Here is a 17,415-nt window from a genome sequence, read left to right as displayed (position 1 = left end):
CAAACAAGACTTGGCCAAAAACGATTTGGCCCAGCGAGGCTTGGTCTAGCCAGTATTTGTTGGCTGGTGAGCCTGTTCTTTAGTTTGTCAGGCTCCGTTGCCCACGAGGGGCACGATCACGGCGACGCCGAAAAAGCGGCCGTCGTGTCGTCAGCCTACCCCAGGGTTGCGGCGCGATCCGAGCTCTACGAGATCGTCGGCATTCTGAAAGAGGGCAGGCTTTCGGTCTTCATAGACGATCCCGTCACGAACGAACCGGTTTCGGACGCGGCCTTGCAGGTCACGATCGGCGATTCCGCCGCGATCGAAGCTGCGAAAACCGAGGAGGGCATTTACACGGCGGTCGTTCCGAACGGCACGCCGCCCGGATCAGTTGCAGTCATATTCTCGGTCAGCGCCAAAAAGGGGAACGATCTGCTGGTGGACTCGCTGGTGCCGACGCGTGCCGGTGATGTGCCGCCGGCAGAGCAGAAGCAAGAACATGGCTGGCTCTTTTCGAGCCGAACCGTCGTCGCGGCCTCCGCCCTTGCTGCGGTGGGGCTCGGCCTTCTCTTCGGCTACTGGAGACGGCGTGGTCGCAGCATGGCCGCTTCCGTTTCAGTGGCGATGGCAGGCGCATTTGTCATTCTCGGCGCCATCGCGTTCGGCGAAAGCCGAACCAACGCTAGGCAGGCAAATCCGCCGGATGTCCCGGCCCTGAGCGATGCCCCGCGACGGCTACAAGACGGCACTGTCTTTGCGGCCAAGCCGACGCAGCGGCTGCTTGATGTGCGCACCGCCGCCGCAGAGCCGCAGACCATTCGTTCCGCCGTCACTCTGATCGGCCGCGTCATCGCCGACCCCAACCGCAGCAGCATCGTGCAAAGCGTCTATGGGGGACGTGTTGTTCCGGGCAATGGCGGCATACCACGGATCGGACAAGCCGTCAGCAAGGGCGATCTGCTCATCCAGATCGAGCCGCATCTGCCGATTGCAGACCGCACCACGATCCTCGAGAAGGTCGGCGAGATCGAACAGTTGACGGCGATCACCGAAAACAAGCTGCGGCGTCTGCGGCCGCTGGCCGAGCGGGGCGCCGTGCCGCAAGGGCAGGTCAACGACCTCGAAAGCGAACTGGAGGGTTTGCGGGCGCGCCGCGAAACCGTTCGAAATTCCCGCACCGGATTCGAGGAGCTTCGGGCGCCGACCGACGGCATCATCACGGCTGCCAAGGTCGTGCAGGGCCAGGTCATTCAACCGCAAGACGTCCTGTTTCAAATCGCGGACCCCAGCAGCCTTTGGGTCGAGGCGTTGGCCTATGACGATTTAGGTTTGAAGCAGCCTGAAGGCGCGAGCGCGATCGCCCCGAACGGGGAGCGGATTGCGCTGACTTTCGTCGGAACCAGCCGGGCACTGCGCCAGCATGCATCGGTCGTTCAGTTTGCGATACCGGAGCCGCCAACGGGCCTCAATATCGGCCAGCCGCTCAATGTGATGGTCCAGACCGGCGCACCCGTGGCCGGCCTGATCTTTCCACGCGATGCCGTCGTTCGGAGCGGCAATGGCGAGAATATCGTCTGGTTGCACTCCGAGCCCGAGCGCTTCGAGCCGAGACCCGTTCGCGTACTGCCCGTCGACGCAGACCGCGTGATGGTGGCGGCCGGCCTCAACGAGGGCGAACGCATCGTCATTCGCGGTACCGACCTCATCAATCAGATCCGGTAGGGACGGCCCATGCTCAAGCTGATCGTCCAGGCAAGTTTGCGCAATCGGCTGTTCGTGCTGGCGGTTGCCGCCGTGCTCGTCGGCTACGGCCTTTTCGTCCTGCCGACCATTTCCGTCGACGTCTTGCCGGACATCAATCGTCCGACCGTCAACATCCTGACCGAGGCGGAGGGGCTGGCGCCCCAGGAGGTCGAACAGCTCGTGACGTTCCCGATCGAGACGTCGATGAACGGCATGCCCGGCGTGATCCGGGTGCGCTCGGTCTCCGGCATCGGCCTGTCGGTCGTTTATGTCGAATTCGATTGGGGTGTCGACGTCTATCGCGCCCGGCAATTCGTCTCGGAGCGGCTGGCGCTGATCCGCGAACAATTGCCGTCTTCGGTCAACCCTCAGATGGGACCGGTGACGTCGATCATGGGCGAGATCATGCTGATCGCGCTGACCAGCGACGGCACAGCTTCGCCCATGGAAGTGCGCGAGATCGCAGATTTCGTTGTCAGGCCGCAGCTCCTCGCCCTTCCCGGTGTCGCTCAGGTGATCCCGATCGGCGGCGAGGTCCGCCAATACCGCGTGACGCCGAACGTTGCGACCATGCAGGCGCTCAGCGTCACCCACGACCAGATCGAGCAGGCGGTCGCAAAGTTCGGCACAAACAGCGGCGGCGGCTTCGTGGACCAGCATGGCCGCGAGTATTTGATCCGCAATGTTGGCCTTACCAGGCGGATTGAAGACCTCGGCAACACCGTCGTCGCCAACCGCGACGCGCAGCCGATCCTGCTGAGGCAGGTCGCATCCGTGGATTTTGCGGCGCGCACCAAGCGGGGAGACGCCGGGTACAACGGCAAGCCGGCGGTCATCGTCAGCGTCATGAAGCAGCCGGCCGCGGATACCGTGGCACTGACGCGCAATATCGAAGCCACGCTTGGGGACTTGCAACGCACCATGCGCAAGGGGATCAACGTCACCAACGTGCAATTCCGTCAGGCCACATTCATCGAAACCTCGATAAGCAATGTCGAGCGCGTTCTCGCCGAGGCCGCCATCGTCGTCGCATTGGTCCTGGTCGTGTTCCTGATGAACGGACGGGCCGCGTTCGTTTCGCTGACGGCGATCCCAATATCGATCCTCGTGACGGTCCTTGTGTTCCATGCCTTCGGCCTCACGATCAACACCATGACGCTGGGCGGACTTGCCATTGCCATCGGTGAACTTGTCGACGATGCGGTGGTGGACGTTGAAAACATCCTTCGGCGCCTGCGGGAGAACGCCGCGTCGAACACGCCGCGTCCCGTTCTGGAGGTAATTTCCGGGGCAAGCCAGGAGGTTCGTTCCAGCATCGTCTATGCCACGATGATCATCGTTCTCGTCTTCGTGCCGCTGTTCGCCCTTCCGGGAATCGAAGGGCGACTGTTCACGCCGCTCGGCGTGGCCTATGTGGTCTCGATCCTTGCGTCGCTGCTGACGTCGATCACGGTAACGCCTGTGTTGTCCTACTATCTGCTTTCGGGACGAACTCATTCAGGTGACCGTGAGAGTTTTGTCGTCACCAGGCTGAAGCAGGCGAATCGGCGGGTGCTTGGATGGGCTTTCGGACGGCGGGGTCTCGTGCTGGGCTCCGTCGCGGCGGCGGTCGTCGTGGCCGGCTACGCCGCAAGCCAGATGCCCCGCAGCTTCCTTCCGCCGTTCAACGAAGGCACGCTCGTGCTTTCGCTGCAATACAATCCCGGCATTTCTCTCGCGGAGTCGCACCGGCTTGGATTGCTGGCGGAACAGTTGCTCGCAAGGGTGCCCGAGGTGAAGTCGGTTGGACGCCGCACCGGCCGCGCCGAACTCGATGAGCACGCCGAAGGCGTGCACTACAGCGAAATCGATGTCGATCTCGTTCCATCCAAACGCCGGAAGGCGGACATCTACGCCAGCATCCGGGAATCCCTGTCCGCGCTGCCGGCGTCGGTTGCGATCGGACAGCCGATCAGCCACCGCCTGGATCATCTGCAGTCGGGTATTCGTGCCCAGATCGTGCTCAAGATTTACGGGCAGGATATCGAGATGTTGCGGCGTCTTGCCGAAACGTCGCGCCAGCGCCTTTCAATGATCCCGGGCCTCGTCGATCTCCAGGTCGAGAAGCAGGTTCTGATTCCCCAGGTTCGGGTTCAGGTCGATCATGCCCGCGCCGCACTCCATGGCCTGACGCCGGCTGCCATTACACAGGCGCTCGATACGCTGTCCAAAGGCCGGAAGGTCTCGCAGATCGTCGACGGCAACCGCCGTTTCGACGTGGTGATGCGCCTTTCGGAGCAGGACCGCTCGACCACGGGACTGCAAAATTTGCTGATCCCGGCCGGCCTGGAATTCGTGCCGCTGAGCGCTTTGGCTGACGTCATCGAGACCGATGGGCCGAACCAGATTCAGCGCGAGGGCACCCAGCGCAGAATCGTGGTCTACGGCAACGGGGATGGACGCCGCGACATCGCCGATATCGCTGCCGACATTCAGAAGGCCATTCGGGACCTCGATCTTCCGCAAGGCTACACGACCAACCTCGAAGGCGCATTTCAGGCGCAGCAGGAGGCGTCCTGGCGCATCGGCATTCTCTCGCTGGGCTCCCTGGCAACGATCTTCATCGTTCTCTACAGCCGCTATCGATCGACCGCGCTGTCGCTCATCATCATGGGCGGTATCCCGCTCGCCCTGATCGGCAGCGTGGCTGCCTTGAAGATAGCTGGTCAACCATTGTCGGTGGCATCGATGATCGGCTTCATCACTCTCGCCGGCATCTCGGCGCGCAACGGTATCTTGAAGATCTCCCATTACATCAATCTCGCGATTCACGAAGGCGAGCGTTTCGGAACCGTATTGATCGTTCGCGGCAGCATGGAGCGCCTCAGCCCCGTTCTGATGACGGCACTTTGCGCGGGACTGGCGCTTACGCCGCTCCTGATCGGCGCGGACGAGCCGGGCCGCGAAATCCTGCACCCCGTGGCCGTGACGATCTTCGGCGGTCTGCTCAGCGCCACGATCCTCGATACCGTCGTGACCCCGATCCTGTTTCTGATGTTTGGCAAACAGCCGCTGGAGCGGCTGGCCGCCGGACACGCCGGAACGTTCACCCCCGCGGAAGCCTATTGACCTCTGCACAAGACCACCGAGGAGCTACCAATGAGAAAGTACATCTTCCTGGCCATGATGACTGTGATCGCCGCCATGCCTGATTTTGCCGCGGCACAGACGAAGGGTGGCAACGGTGGTCCCGTGGTCAAATCGCAGGGACATCCGATCGAGTTTGTTCGCAAGGGCACGGATATCGTCTTTTATGTCGGAGACGACGACGGTTCTCCGCTCTCGACCAAGGACATGCGGGGTCGCGCAACCATTCAGGACGGCGGCAAGACCGTCACCGTTCCACTTACTCCCGCCAGTCCCAACATGATGTCGGGAAAGGTGCAGACGGAACTGTCGCCAAAGGCCATCGTAGTCTTTTCGGCAAGCTTGCACGGTCATTCCCTGACGGCGAAATACACTGTGGAATAATTGCCGCGTGAAAGGCGAAGCACATGCAGCGAGATCGATCATCGGTCCAATTGCCTGGCGTCCCGTTGGCGCTTGGTTCGGCTCTCCTGTTCGGTGCTGCAACGCCGCTTTCGAAGCTGCTGCTCGCCAGCATCGATCCCCAGATGCTGGCGGGCTTGCTCTACCTCGGTGCGGGTCTTGGCCTTGCCGCGGTCCACGTCGCACGGACCGCGATCGGGCTATCGGTTCCGGAGGCTCCGCCAAGACGGCACGACGCGCCCTGGCTGATAGCCATCGTTGTCTTCGGGGGAATTCTGGGTCCGGCATTGCTGATGCTCGGGCTGGGCCGAACGCCGGCCTCGTCCGGGTCATTGATGCTGAATCTCGAGAGTCTCGCGACGATGGGGATTGCGTGGCTCGTATTTCGCGAAAACGTCGATCGGCGCCTGTTGTTGGGGGCCTTGGCGATCATCCTCGGCGCAATAGCCCTGTCCTGGGAAGGTCAGGGCCCTTCATTGGATGCAGGCGCGGCGCTGATTGCCGGGGCTTGCTTGTGTTGGGGCATCGACAACAATCTGACGCGGAAACTGTCGTCTGCCGATCCCGTCGTCATCGCAATGATCAAGGGCCTGTTTGCCGGTGCGGCAAACGTCGCCGGCGGGCTTTGGCTCGGCAACAGCTTACCGCCCACCGGCCTGGCGATCCTCGCGGCAATCTTGGGATTCTTCGCGATCGGGGTGAGCCTCGTTCTGTTTGTGCTCGGACTTCGTCATCTCGGCACTGCCCGTACCGGCGCCTACTTTTCGCTCGCTCCCTTCATAGGCGCGCTGATGGCCGTGGGCCTCGGTGACCCCTTCACGCCGAAGCTTGTCATCGCCGCACTGCTGATGGGATTGGGCCTCTGGCTCCATCTAACGGAGCAGCACGAACACGAGCACGTTCATGAAGCCATTGCCCATGAGCACAAGCATATTCACGACGAGCATCACCGGCATGATCACGCGGGAGCTGCCGATGAACCCCACTCGCACTGGCACGAGCACAAGCCGCTACGGCATAAACACCCGCATTATCCCGATCTGCACCACCGGCATTCGCATTGAGCATCTTCTCTTGGCGACCGGCTGCCCCTGCGTCGCTTCAGGAGCAAACCCGAGACCGACACCGTCGGCCTCACGCCCCCTCGAACTGCAACCTCGCCAGCCGCGCATAAAGCCCGTTCGCGGCGACCAGCTCGGCATGCGTGCCCTGCTCGACGATCTTGCCCTGGTCCATCACCAGGATGCGGTCGCAGGACAAGACTGTCGCGAGGCGATGCGCGATCACCAGCGTGGTGCGGTGGCGCATCAGCTCTTCGAGCGCAGTCTGCACCAGCGTCTCGCTTTCGGCGTCGAGCGCGGAGGTGGCTTCATCGAGCAGCAGGAGCGGCGCGTCGCGCAGGATGGCGCGCGCGATCGCGATGCGCTGGCGCTGGCCGCCGGACAGCGTCACGCCGCGCTCGCCGAGCGGGGTGTCGAAACCTTCGGGCAGGCGGCGGATGAACTCGGCGGCGTGCGCGAGCTCGGCGGCGCGCTCGACCTCGGCGTCGGTCGCACCGGGCCGGCCGAAGCGGATGTTCTCGCGGGCACTGGCGGCAAACACGTTCGATTCCTGCGGCACCAGCGCGATGCGCGCGCGGAAATCGCGGGGGTCCGCGGATCTGACCGGCACGCCATCAAGCGAGATCGCCCCGCTGCGCGGGTCGTAGAAGCGCAGCAGCAGGTGGAAGATCGTGCTCTTGCCGGCGCCGGACGGACCGACGATCGCGACCTTCTCGCCGGGGCGCACCGTGAACGAGACGGCATCGAGCACCTTGACGTCGCGCCGCGCCGGATAGGCAAAGCTGACCTGATCGAAACCGACCTCGCCGCGTCCTGGCACCGGCAGCGCGCGCGGCGTGGCGGGCGCCTTGATGTCGGGCTGCACACGCAGGATCTCGAACAGGCGCTCGGCCGCGCCTGACGCCGCCGAGACCTCGCCCCAGACTTCGCTGAGCTGGCCGAGGCCCGCTGCGGCGAACACGGCATAAAGCACGAACTGACCGAGCCGGCCCGGCGAGATCGCACCGGTGAGCACGTCATGCGAGCCGACCCAGAGGATCGCGACCACGCTTGCAAACACGATGAAGATGATGATGGCCGTGAGCACGGATCGCGCCTGGGTCGAGGTGCGCGCGGCCTCATAGGCCTGCTCGACCTCGCCGCCGAAACGCTTCTCGGCGAATGACTCGCTGGTATAGGCCTGCACGGTGCGGATCGCGCCGACCAACTCGCCCGCATAGGCCGACGCCTCGGCCAGCGTGTCCTGCGCATTGCGCGACAGACGCCGCACCCAGCGCCCGAACGCAACCAGCGGCAGCACGATCAAGGGAATGGCCAGCAGCACGAAGCCCGACAGCTTCGGGCTCGTGATCACCATCATCGCCGTCGCGCCGAGAAACATCATGAGATTACGCAGCGCGATCGACACCGAGGCGCCGACCGCCGATTTGAGCTGGGTGGTATCGGCGGTGAGCCGCGAGATCAATTCGCCGCTGCGTGCGGAATCGAAGAAGGCGGGAGACAGCGAGAGCAGGTGAGCGAACACGTCGCGCCTGAGGTCGGCGACGATGCGCTCGCCGATCGTCATCACGAGGTAGTAGCGCGCGGCGCTGGCGAGCGCGAGCACGCCGACCACCGCGAGCATCACCGAGAAGTAGCTGTTGATCAGCTCGATGCCCTCCGGCGTCAGGCCGAAATCGATCATCCGGCGCACCGCGACCGGCACCAGCAGCGTGGTCAATGCCGCGACCGTGAGCGCGACGAAGGCCAGCGCTGCCCGGCCGCGATAGCGGCTGACATAGGGCGCCAGCGCAAGCAGCGGCCGCAGCTTGGCGCGACCCTTGGCCGGCTCTTCGATCAGCTCGGCCTCGATCGAGGGGGTGTCCGCGGCGTTCATTCCGGGCTGATCGACATACTGGTCATCAAGCCGTTCCACTGCGCTCATGAGATCCGACCCATTGCATTCGTTTGCTCCCAATAGGCCGGTGCAAGGGTAGTGGCAAATCCGGGATGTCCCTTAGGGGCAAACCCCGGTTCGCGACCCGGGATGGCTTGTTTTGCGGGGTTTCGTGAGGTATAGACCCGCCCAAATCCGTCATTCGCTAGCCACCCAAGAAGGCGCCGGGGCGCCGAGGAATTGCCATGAAAGCCGAAATTCACCCGAACTATCATACAATTAAGGTCGTGATGACCGACGGAACCGAGTACCTGACCCGCTCGACCTGGGGCAAGGAAGGCGACACGCTGAACCTCGACATCGACCCGAAGTCGCATCCGGCCTGGACCGGCGGCAACGCCCAGATGCTGGACCGTGGCGGCCGCGTCTCGCGCTTCCAGAAGAAGTTTTCGGGCTTTCTCAAAAAGGATTGATCCGCCTCGCAAAGGCTGGAGACGAAAGCGCCCCCGAAAGACGGGGGCGTTTTTGTTTTTGGGATCTGTAGGGTGGGCAAAAGCGAAGCGTGCCCACCACTTCCTATCACGAGCCCGAAAGGCAGATGGTGGGCACGGCGCTACGCGCCTTTGCCCACCCTACTCCGGCACCTGGACCTTACCGCTCGAACGCCGCCTTCAGCGCATTGAGGTGCGGCACCAGCGGATTGCCGATCGCGATGTGTTCGGCCGGCGGGGTGTGGATGGTGGTGTCGAGGCGGCGGACGCGGGTCTGCAGGCTCATCGAACGATGGATCAGATCCTGGAGCTGCGAGGGCAGCTTCTCGATGGTATCGGCGGGGCCGGGATCGGCGGCGCTGAGCTTGACCTTGGTCTTCTCGCGGTTGGCCTGGCCCAGCGTCATCTCGCCTTCCTTCACCGCGCGATGCAACAGCAGCCAGGAGGCGAGCTGCATCAGGCGAGTGGTGAGGCGCATGCTCTCGGTCGCGTAGGTGAGGCTGACCGCACGGTCGAGCGCCTTGGCCTCGGTGCGGCCGGCGCCGTCGAGATAGGCGGCGGTCTCCTCGACGAGGTCCATGCCCTCGCGGAACAGGACGCCGAACGCCGCAGAATTGGTGAATCGCTCGCTGAGTTGAACGAGAGCGCCGTCGGCCTGCAAACGTTCCATGGTTAACGCCTCTTACGCAACTGTTTGACTGCCCGGCTTTGGCAGCCGGCTTATGATGAACAAATCATTGCGCGGGCGGGACGCGGAGTCCAGTGACAAGCGCGGATATGGTTTCCGCGGGTCATCCTTCGGAATTCAACTGCAACGCGATGCAAAAAACGCAAAAAAGAGCCGCCGGAAAACCGGCGGCTTTGAAAGTTGATAACAGGGAGGCGTCAAACAGAGTGGACAGGAGCCACTCGGTGTCCAAACGAGGACAGTTCCAAGTCATAAACCCGAAAGCTTAATCGACCGTAAACGAGCGTTTTTTTTGAGGGTTCGTTAGCCATGTCGGTCAGAGGCCGAGTGGCGTGCGGAACAAACTTTCACTCGTCATTCCGGGGCGCGACGAAGTCGCGAGCCCGGAATGACGAGCGAGGAAAGGTCTCGCACCGCATCCGGGACACGAGAGGGGAGCGTCGGTCTCACGACTTGAACATGCTGTTGGCCGCGTCGCGCGAGGCGCGCTTACTGGTGGCGGCTTCTTCCAGCCTTGCGATCTCGGACTTCAGCAGCGTGACGCGCTCGGTCAGTTCCTCGACCGACAAGAGCGAGAGATCCTGTCCGATTTCATGGCTGATCTTCTTGCGCGGGCGGTCGTCGTCTTCCGTCGCCATCCTCGTTCCTCCTCTCGTCCGCGGACCGGACCACACGGCTGAGGCAGTTGCCAGTCCGGACCGTGCTGGCTAATCAAAGGCCTCGTTCATCCCGCACCTTCACCCAAGGACACATCATGGACAAGCTGCCCGCACAAATGACGGTCGTCGCCATTTCCAAGCCCGGCGGACCGGAGGTGCTGGTGCCTGAGCAGCGGCCGGTGCCGCAGCCGGGTCCTGACGAGATCCTGGTCAGGGTGCAGGCCGCCGGCGTCAACCGGCCCGACGTCGCACAGCGCTCGGGGGCCTATCCGCCGCCGCCCGGCGCGAGCGACCTGCCCGGTCTCGAGATCGCGGGCGAAGTGGTGGCGGTCGGCAGCAACGCCAAGCGGCACAAGATCGGCGACAAGGTGATGTCGCTCGTCGCCGGCGGTGGTTATGCGCAGTACTGCATCGCCCAGGACGCCCAGGCGATGAGCGTTCCGCCCGCGCTATCCATGAAGGAAGCCGGCGCGCTGCCGGAAACCCTGATGACGGTCTGGCACAATGTGTTCGAGCGCGGTGGCCTCAAGTCGGGCGAGACGCTGCTGATCCATGGCGGCTCCTCCGGCATCGGCACCATGGCGATCCAGCTGGCGAAGGCGTTCGGGGCGAAGGTGTTCGTCACCGTGGGATCGCAGGACAAGATCGATGCCTGCCTCAAATTGGGCGCCGACCGCGCCATCAACTACAAGACCGAAGACTTCGTCGCCGTGGTCAAGGAAGCGACCAACAAGGAAGGCGTCAATCTGATCCTCGACATGGTCGCCGGCGAATATGTCGACCGCAATTATGATGCCGCCGCGGTCGATGGCCGGATCGTGCAGATCGCAACCCTCAACGGGCCCAAGGTCACCGTCAACATCGCCAAAGTGATGGTCAAGCGCCTGACCCATACCGGCTCGACCCTGCGCCCCCGTACTAATGCGGACAAGGCGGCGATGGTGGCCGCAATTGAAGCGAAAGTGATGCCGCTTTTGCGCGAAGGCCGGGTCAAACCGCTGATGGACAGCACTTTCCCGCTGGAAAAGGCGGCCGATGCGCACCGGCGCATGGAGACGAGCGCACATATTGGCAAAATTGTGTTGGAGGTCTAGGCCGCTGACCCACAGGCAGCGGCGGAAACCCTTTGATTCTCCTCGCTTTCGTGGCATCTATCGCGACGCACCGGACGTACCCGTTCGGTCTGAAATCGTCTTCACCTGAAGAGTTTGCGTCGAACGCGGAGAACTGACCTTGCGTCTGATCAGGTGCCTCGCGCCCATCGCGCTCGGCCTCATGATTCTCGTCGCCGCGTATCCCGCGCGCGCGCTCGACGCCGTCAGCGTCCGCAGCGACGCGCCCGCGATCGACCTCACCGGCGTGCTCGAGCATCAGCGCAGCGATGCCGACCGCATCCAGGTCTCCACCGCGCCCGGCACCGACGGCATCGTCCGCCGCATCGAGGTGCGCGCCCGCGAAGGCGGCCAGAACTGGGTGGTCTTCGCGCTCGCCAACAACACCGACGACCAGCTCGACCGGCTGATCGTCGCCCCGCATTACCGCATCGTCTCCTCGGGCCTCTTGTGGCCCGACCTCGGCCTGTCGCGCATCGCGACCATCACGCCGTCGACCGGCGACCGGCCGGAGCGGCAGGAAAGCCCGACTGCCGACGTGTTCCGCGTCACGCTCGACCCCGGCGCCGTCATCACCTTCGTCGCGGAACTGCGCACCGACAAGCTGCCGCAGCTCTATCTGTGGGAGCCGGAAGCCTACAAGGACAAGGTCAACTCGTTCACACTGTACCAGGGCATCGTGATCGGCATCTCCGGCTTGCTCGCGCTGGTGCTGACCATTCTGTTCGTGGTCAAGGGCAGCATCATGTTCCCGGCCGCCGCCGCGCTGGCCTGGGCGGTGCTGGTCTATATCGGCGTCGATTTCGGCTTCTGGGGCAAGGTGCTCGACATGTCGAACAACGCCGAGCGCATCTGGCGCGCGGCGGGCGAGGCGATCCTGGCGGCCACGCTGCTGGTGTTCCTCTTCGCCTATCTCAATCTCAGCCGATGGCACGTGCGCTATTCGCACATCACGGTGGGCTGGCTGGCGTTCCTGGGCTCGTTGGTGGCACTGGCCCTGTTCGATCCGGCGGTGGCCTCCGGCATCGCGCGCATCTCGCTGGTGCTGATCGCCTTCGCCGGCTTCGCGCTGATCGTCTACCTCTCCACCCACGGCTTCGACCGCGCGGTGCTGTTGATCCCGACCTGGTTCCTGCTGGTGGTCTGGGTGGTCGCGGCGGGCATGACGGTCGCGGGTTCGGTGACCAACGACATCGTCGGCCCTGCCCTGCTCGGCGGCCTCGTTCTCATCGTGATGCTGATCGGCTTCACGGTGATGCAGCACGCCTTCGCCGGCGGCGGCGCCACCACCGGCGTGGTCTCCGATATCGAGCGGCGCGCCCTGGCGCTGGCCGGCTCCGGCGACCTGATCTGGGACTGGGACGTTTCCGCCGACAAGGTTTTCACCAGCCCCGAGACCGAAGCCCTGCTCGGACTGAAGCGCGGCACGCTGGAAGGCCCGGCTGCCTCCTGGCTCGAAGTGCTGCATCCGCTCGACCAGGACCGTTTCCGCGCCGCGCTCGACAGCGTGCTCGACCAGCGCCGCGGCCGCCTCGTCCAAGATTTCCGCCTGCGCACCCCCGATGGCCATTTCATGTGGTTCGCGCTCAAGGCGCGCCCGGTGGTCGGCTCCGACGGCGAGGTCTCGCGCGTGGTGGGCACGCTCACCGACGTCACCGAACTCCGCAACGCGGAAGAGCGCCTGCTGCACGATTCCGTGCATGACAACCTCACCGGCCTGCCCAACCGCAAACTGTTCATGGACCGGCTGGGCGCGGTGGCGCATTTCTCCAAGACCATGCCGACGCTGCGGCCAACGCTGATGGTGATCGACCTCGACCGCTTCAAGCAGGTCAACGATTCCGTCGGCATCGCAGTCGGTGATTCCATCCTGCTGACGCTGGCCCGCCGCCTCACCCGCATCCTGAAGCCGCAGGACACGCTGGCCCGGCTTGCCGGCGACCAGTTCGGCCTGATCCTGCTGTCGGAGCAGGACCCGGCCCGCATCACCGCCTTCGCCGAGACCATCCGCAAGACCATCCGCGCGCCGATCGCCTTCAACGAGCGCGAGATCTTCCTCACGGCGTCGATCGGCCTTGCGCTCTCCGATCCGCAAACGCAGCTGACGGACGAGATCATCAAGGATGCCGAACTTGCGATGTATCACTCCAAGCGCATCGGCGGCGACCGCATCGACGTCTACAAGCCGGCGATGCGGGCGCGGAAGACCGACCGCCTGACGCTGGAGAGCGAACTGCGCCGCGCCATCGAGCGGCAGGAGCTCACCATCCTGTACCAGCCGATCGTGCGGCTGGAGGATCGTTCGGTCGCCGGCTTCGAAGCGCTGGTGCGCTGGGATCACCCGAAGCTCGGCCGCATGGCGCCCTCGGAATTCATCACCATCGCGGAAGAAACCGGACTGATCGTCGACCTCGGCATGTTCGTGCTCGACCAGACTGCAAAGCAGCTCTCGATCTGGCAGCGCGCGATGCGCTCGCGCGAGCCGATCTTCGCCTCCGTCAACGTCTCGTCGCGGCAGTTGCTGCGCCACGATCTGATCCACGACATCCGCACCGTGCTGTCGCGCTCCTCGGTGGCCCGCGGCACGCTCAAGCTGGAATTGACGGAATCGCTGGTGATGGAGAATCCGGAGCACGCGGCGCAAATGCTGACGCGGATCCGCGAACTCGGCACAGGGCTGTCGCTCGACGATTTCGGCACCGGCCATTCGTCGCTGGCCTATCTGCAGCGCTTCCCGTTCGACACCATCAAGATCGACCAGTCCTTCGTGCGCACCACCAACCGCGGCACCCGCCCGGTGATCCTGAAGTCGATCATCGCGCTCGCGCATGACCTCGGCATGGACGTGGTGGCCGAAGGCGCCGAGACCGATTCCGACGCGGTCGAGCTCTACCAGATGGGCTGCGAATACGCGCAGGGCTTCGCCTTCGGCGAGCCGATGGACGCGGACGCCGCGATGCGGCTGCTGACGGAAGTGCGGCTGGAAGCTGCGAGCTGATCTTCGCTACCGCGAGTCCGGTGTCGTAGGGTGGGCAAAGGCGCGAAGCGCCGTGCCCACCAATCTTTCCGATGACGAAGAGATGGTGGACACACTCCGCTTTGCCCCCCCTACGATACTGCACTCGTCAGCAGCGGGCGAAACCGCCTGCGCCCTACCCCGGCCGCCGCCCGTCCTTCTTCATCTTCGTGAACCGCACGCTCTGGCCGTCCGGCATCCGCACGGCCTTGAACCCCGCGGCGAGGCAGGCTTCGCGTTGCGGCATCTGGATGTCGGGGCTGCGCAGGCTGTCCCACCATGAGGCACGGTTGGCCGCGCGCGGCAAGGCGGCGCCGATGATCTCCTCGATCTGTTCGAAGCTCAGGACGAATTCGGCCTGCTTCTGCCGCAGCAGATAGTCGCGCAACGCGTCGTAGTCGTTCACATCAGTCCTCTCGTCCGAAACCCAGATCCGGCCACACGAGGCTGCCCAAAACCGTGCGCCGCATAAACCGATTCTTAACTCATTGCGACGGCGCCGTCCTTCCTTAAACACTGCGCAAGCTTTCCGGCGCATCCACTAGTGGATCGGGAGCAAACGATGCTGTCTGGATGGCGCGACGTCACGGCCCGCCGGCCGTGGCGGATTTCGGCGAAGCTGCTGATCATCTCGTCCGTGGTGACGGTGATCGGCTTTTCCGCCATTTGCGTCAACGTCATGCTCGACATGCGCCGGGGCGAGGAGGCGCTCGCCCGCCAGACGCTGGAGAACCTGGCGACGACCATCGAGTCGGACATCGGCCGCAATATCGAGATCTACGACCTGGCGCTGAAGGCGGTCGCCAGCAACATGCTGCTGCCCGAACTCGCGACCGTGTCGAAGCCGATCCGTCACCTGATCCTGTTCGACCATGCCATGACCGCCAGGCATTTCGGCGCCATCCAGGTGTTCGATGCCGGGGGCAGGCTGACGATCGACGCCTCCACGCTCGATCCTGCACCGGAGAACCGGAGCGAGGAGGACTACTTCAAGGTCCATCGCGACAACCCCGGAGCCGGACTGTTCGTCAGCCGCCCCATGCTGTTTCGCGGCGCCTATTCGATCGTGCTGAGCCGGCGCATCAGCGACACCGATGGCGGCTTCATGGGCGTCGTCGCCGGTTCGATCCGCTTCAGCTATTTCCACGAATTGTTCGACCGGCTCAACCTCGGCCCCGAAGACACCATCACCGTGCTCAACCGCGACCGCACCATCATGATGCGGCGGCCGTTCGACCTCGACGTGATCGGCAAGAACCTTGGCACGCGCCAGGACTGGAAGGCGGACAATCTGCGCGCCGGCAGCGCCTATGCCGGCCAGGGCCCCGTCGACACGACCCCGAGGCTGTATGTTCGAAGCAGCGGCACGAGCCCACTGTTCGTCGTTGCCGGCAAGCCCTTGAGCGCAGTGTTCGAGCTGTGGCGGACGGAGGCTTACCGGATCGGCGCCGTGGTGGTGGCGCTCATCCTGTTCGTGCTGGGATCGACGCTCGTGCTCGCGCGCGAGATCGGCCGCCGCGCCGAGGCCGAGCGCAAGCTCGAGGAGATGGCGACGACGGACGCGCTCACCGGCCTGCGAAACCGCCGCAAGTTCGATTCCGTCATCGACGTCGAATGGCGGCGCGCCATGCGCCAGAAGGCGCCGGTCGCGCTGTTGATGATCGATGCCGATCACTTCAAGGCCTATAACGACACTTTCGGCCACCAGGCCGGCGACCAGGTGCTGGTCGGCATCGCCATCTGCATTTCCGATTCGGTGAGCCGGGCCGGCGACTGCGCCGCACGCTATGGCGGCGAGGAATTCGCCGTGCTGCTGCCGAACACGTCGGCAACCGACGCCTTCAAGGTCGCCGAGACGATCCGCGCCAAGGTGCAGGGCTGGTCCGACGACGAGGTGATTTCGACGGTGTCCTGCGGCGTCGCCAGCCTCGTTCCTTCCGCCGGCATGGACTGGGCGATCCTGGTCACCGCCGCCGACAAGGCGCTCTATGCGGCGAAGGCCGGGGGACGGAATCAGTCGGTGGTCGCGAGCGTGCCGAAGCTGTCGCTGGTGGCGTGAGACACACTACTCACTGCGGTTGCGCGCGACGCAATCCGCAACAGCCTCGGTGTCGTCCCCGCGAAGGCGGGGACCCATAACCCCAGGGAAAAGTTTGGCGAAGACTCGTCGTGCAGTACTGCTGTCAAACGCGATCGATGGATCACGCGGTATGGGTCCCCGCCTTCGCGGGGACGACAGCGGAATGTGTGGCAGCTACTGCCCCAGATATTTCTTCATCTCCGCGATCAGTCCGTCGCGCAGTTCCGGGCGCTTCAGACCGTAGGCGATGTTGGCGCGGAGGAAGCCGGGCTTGGAGCCGCAATCATGGCGCTCGCCCTCGAACTCGACGCCGTAGAATTTCTGCGATTTGGCGAGCCCGATCATGGCGTCGGTGAGCTGGATCTCGCCGCCGGCGCCGCGCTCCTGAGTCTCGAGGATCTTGAAGATCTCGGGCTGGAGGATGTAGCGGCCGGTGATCGAGAGATTGGAGGGCGCGGTGCCCTTGGCAGGCTTCTCGACCATGCCGTCGACCTCGAACATCTTGCCGTTGCGCTTGCCGACGCCGCAGATGCCGTATTGATGGGTGAGATGGTCGGGCACCGCCTCGACCGCGACCAGATTGGATTTCTCGCCAAGCGTCGAGGCCGTCTCGATCATCTGCTTGAGGCAGCCGGGCGAGTTGAGCACGAGCTCGTCGGGCAGCACGACGGCGAACGGCTCGTTGCCGACGATGTCGCGCGCGCACCAGACCGCGTGACCGAGGCCCAGCGGCGCCTGCTGGCGGGTGAAGCTGACGGCGCCGGCTTCGGGCTGGTTCTGCGCCAGGACGTCCTGCTCGGCCTTCTTGCCGCGCGCGGCCAGCGTGGCGTCGAGCTCGTACATCCGGTCGAAATGGTCTTCGATGACACTCTTGTTGCGGCCGGTGACGAAGATGAAGTGCTCGATGCCTGCCTCCCGCGCCTCGTCATAGACGTACTGGATCAGCGGCTTGTCGACGATGGTGAGCATTTCCTTCGGCATCGCCTTGGTGGCGGGCAGGACACGGGTGCCGAGGCCGGCGACGGGGAATACGGCTTTGCGAATTTTCATGTGATCGTTTCGAATACCTGGGGGCACATGGGAACGAAGCTGGGAACTGAGCAATGGCAACTTGCTAGCCTGTTTGCAGCCGCCAACAAAGGCGGATGTGGGGCCTCACCCGCGCAGAGTTAAGAAAAA

The 17,415-nt window shown here is 64.2% G+C and carries 13 protein-coding genes; 8 read left to right on the top strand and 5 right to left on the bottom strand.

What is annotated here, in order from left to right:
- Positions 1–66: 66 nt before the first annotated feature.
- Genes IVB24_RS07455 through IVB24_RS07440 form a run of 4 tightly spaced genes read left to right on the top strand, consistent with a single transcriptional unit; the run spans position 67 to position 6,317 of the window.
- Complete coding sequence (locus IVB24_RS07455; RefSeq protein WP_247772576.1) at positions 67–1,704, top strand: efflux RND transporter periplasmic adaptor subunit; 1,638 nt, start codon at positions 67–69, stop codon at positions 1,702–1,704.
- 9 nt (positions 1,705–1,713) lie between these two features.
- A complete protein-coding gene (locus tag IVB24_RS07450; RefSeq protein ID WP_247772575.1) occupies positions 1,714–4,833 on the top strand; it encodes an efflux RND transporter permease subunit in 3,120 nt (1,039 codons plus the stop codon).
- Positions 4,834–4,863: 30 nt separating this feature from the next.
- The gene (locus IVB24_RS07445) at positions 4,864–5,235 is read left to right on the top strand and encodes a hypothetical protein (RefSeq protein WP_247772574.1); all 372 of its coding nucleotides are present in this window, start codon (positions 4,864–4,866) and stop codon (positions 5,233–5,235) included.
- A 23-nt stretch (positions 5,236–5,258) separates the two neighbouring features.
- Positions 5,259–6,317: a DMT family transporter gene (locus tag IVB24_RS07440; RefSeq protein WP_247772573.1), complete on the top strand. Its 1,059-nt coding sequence runs from the start codon at positions 5,259–5,261 to the stop codon at positions 6,315–6,317.
- Positions 6,318–6,387: 70 nt separating this feature from the next.
- Here IVB24_RS07440 and IVB24_RS07435 read toward each other — a convergent pair whose 3' ends face one another.
- On the bottom strand, positions 6,388–8,238 hold the full coding sequence (locus tag IVB24_RS07435) for an ABC transporter ATP-binding protein/permease (protein ID WP_094976776.1): 1,851 nt from the start codon (positions 8,236–8,238) through the stop codon (positions 6,388–6,390).
- 197 nt (positions 8,239–8,435) lie between these two features.
- Between IVB24_RS07435 and rpmE the strand changes: the two genes are divergently transcribed.
- Positions 8,436–8,663, top strand: coding sequence for a 50S ribosomal protein L31 (gene rpmE, locus IVB24_RS07430; RefSeq protein ID WP_008137002.1), 228 nt, complete (start codon positions 8,436–8,438; stop codon positions 8,661–8,663).
- 178 nt (positions 8,664–8,841) lie between these two features.
- On the opposite strand, the gene IVB24_RS07425 is transcribed toward rpmE, so the two are convergent.
- Positions 8,842–9,351, bottom strand: coding sequence for a DUF1465 family protein (locus IVB24_RS07425; RefSeq protein WP_094976775.1), 510 nt, complete (start codon positions 9,349–9,351; stop codon positions 8,842–8,844).
- Between the two features lie 464 nt (positions 9,352–9,815).
- Positions 9,816–10,007 carry a DUF1192 domain-containing protein gene (locus IVB24_RS07420; protein ID WP_247772572.1) on the bottom strand — a complete coding sequence of 64 codons (192 nt, stop codon included), beginning with the start codon at positions 10,005–10,007 and terminating at the stop codon, positions 9,816–9,818.
- A 116-nt stretch (positions 10,008–10,123) separates the two neighbouring features.
- On the opposite strand from IVB24_RS07420, the gene IVB24_RS07415 reads away from it, so the two are divergent.
- Positions 10,124–11,122, top strand: coding sequence for an NAD(P)H-quinone oxidoreductase (locus IVB24_RS07415; protein ID WP_247772571.1), 999 nt, complete (start codon positions 10,124–10,126; stop codon positions 11,120–11,122).
- Positions 11,123–11,261: 139 nt separating this feature from the next.
- The gene (locus tag IVB24_RS07410; protein WP_162308747.1) at positions 11,262–14,138 is read left to right on the top strand and encodes an EAL domain-containing protein; all 2,877 of its coding nucleotides are present in this window, start codon (positions 11,262–11,264) and stop codon (positions 14,136–14,138) included.
- A gap of 154 nt (positions 14,139–14,292) precedes the next feature.
- Here IVB24_RS07410 and IVB24_RS07405 read toward each other — a convergent pair whose 3' ends face one another.
- Positions 14,293–14,562 carry a hypothetical protein gene (locus tag IVB24_RS07405; RefSeq protein ID WP_094976772.1) on the bottom strand — a complete coding sequence of 90 codons (270 nt, stop codon included), beginning with the start codon at positions 14,560–14,562 and terminating at the stop codon, positions 14,293–14,295.
- Positions 14,563–14,718: 156 nt separating this feature from the next.
- Here IVB24_RS07405 and IVB24_RS07400 point away from each other — a divergent pair, with 156 nt between their 5' ends.
- Positions 14,719–16,215: a diguanylate cyclase gene (locus IVB24_RS07400; protein ID WP_094976771.1), complete on the top strand. Its 1,497-nt coding sequence runs from the start codon at positions 14,719–14,721 to the stop codon at positions 16,213–16,215.
- Between the two features lie 195 nt (positions 16,216–16,410).
- Here the strand turns inward: IVB24_RS07400 and IVB24_RS07395 are convergent, their stop codons facing one another.
- Positions 16,411–17,286 carry a UTP--glucose-1-phosphate uridylyltransferase gene (locus IVB24_RS07395; protein WP_094893300.1) on the bottom strand — a complete coding sequence of 292 codons (876 nt, stop codon included), beginning with the start codon at positions 17,284–17,286 and terminating at the stop codon, positions 16,411–16,413.
- Positions 17,287–17,415 lie beyond the last annotated feature (129 nt).

Source organism: Bradyrhizobium sp. 192 (assembly GCF_023100965.1).
Taxonomy (GTDB): domain Bacteria; phylum Pseudomonadota; class Alphaproteobacteria; order Rhizobiales; family Xanthobacteraceae; genus Bradyrhizobium; species Bradyrhizobium symbiodeficiens.
This window is presented reverse-complemented; position numbering and strand designations above follow the sequence as displayed.

Excerpts from the sequence above, each read along its gene's own strand:
- IVB24_RS07450 (WP_247772575.1), top strand. The coding sequence starts at position 1,714 with ATGCTCAAGCTGATCGTCCAGGCAAGTTTGCGCAATCGGCTGTTCGTG.
- IVB24_RS07445 (WP_247772574.1), top strand. The coding sequence starts at position 4,864 with ATGAGAAAGTACATCTTCCTGGCCATGATGACTGTGATCGCCGCCATG.
- IVB24_RS07440 (WP_247772573.1), top strand. The coding sequence starts at position 5,259 with ATGCAGCGAGATCGATCATCGGTCCAATTGCCTGGCGTCCCGTTGGCG.
- IVB24_RS07435 (WP_094976776.1), bottom strand. The coding sequence starts at position 8,238 with ATGAGCGCAGTGGAACGGCTTGATGACCAGTATGTCGATCAGCCCGGA.
- rpmE (WP_008137002.1), top strand. The coding sequence starts at position 8,436 with ATGAAAGCCGAAATTCACCCGAACTATCATACAATTAAGGTCGTGATG.
- IVB24_RS07425 (WP_094976775.1), bottom strand. The coding sequence starts at position 9,351 with ATGGAACGTTTGCAGGCCGACGGCGCTCTCGTTCAACTCAGCGAGCGA.
- IVB24_RS07420 (WP_247772572.1), bottom strand. The coding sequence starts at position 10,007 with ATGGCGACGGAAGACGACGACCGCCCGCGCAAGAAGATCAGCCATGAA.
- IVB24_RS07415 (WP_247772571.1), top strand. The coding sequence starts at position 10,124 with ATGGACAAGCTGCCCGCACAAATGACGGTCGTCGCCATTTCCAAGCCC.
- IVB24_RS07400 (WP_094976771.1), top strand. The coding sequence starts at position 14,719 with ATGCTGTCTGGATGGCGCGACGTCACGGCCCGCCGGCCGTGGCGGATT.
- IVB24_RS07395 (WP_094893300.1), bottom strand. The coding sequence starts at position 17,286 with ATGAAAATTCGCAAAGCCGTATTCCCCGTCGCCGGCCTCGGCACCCGT.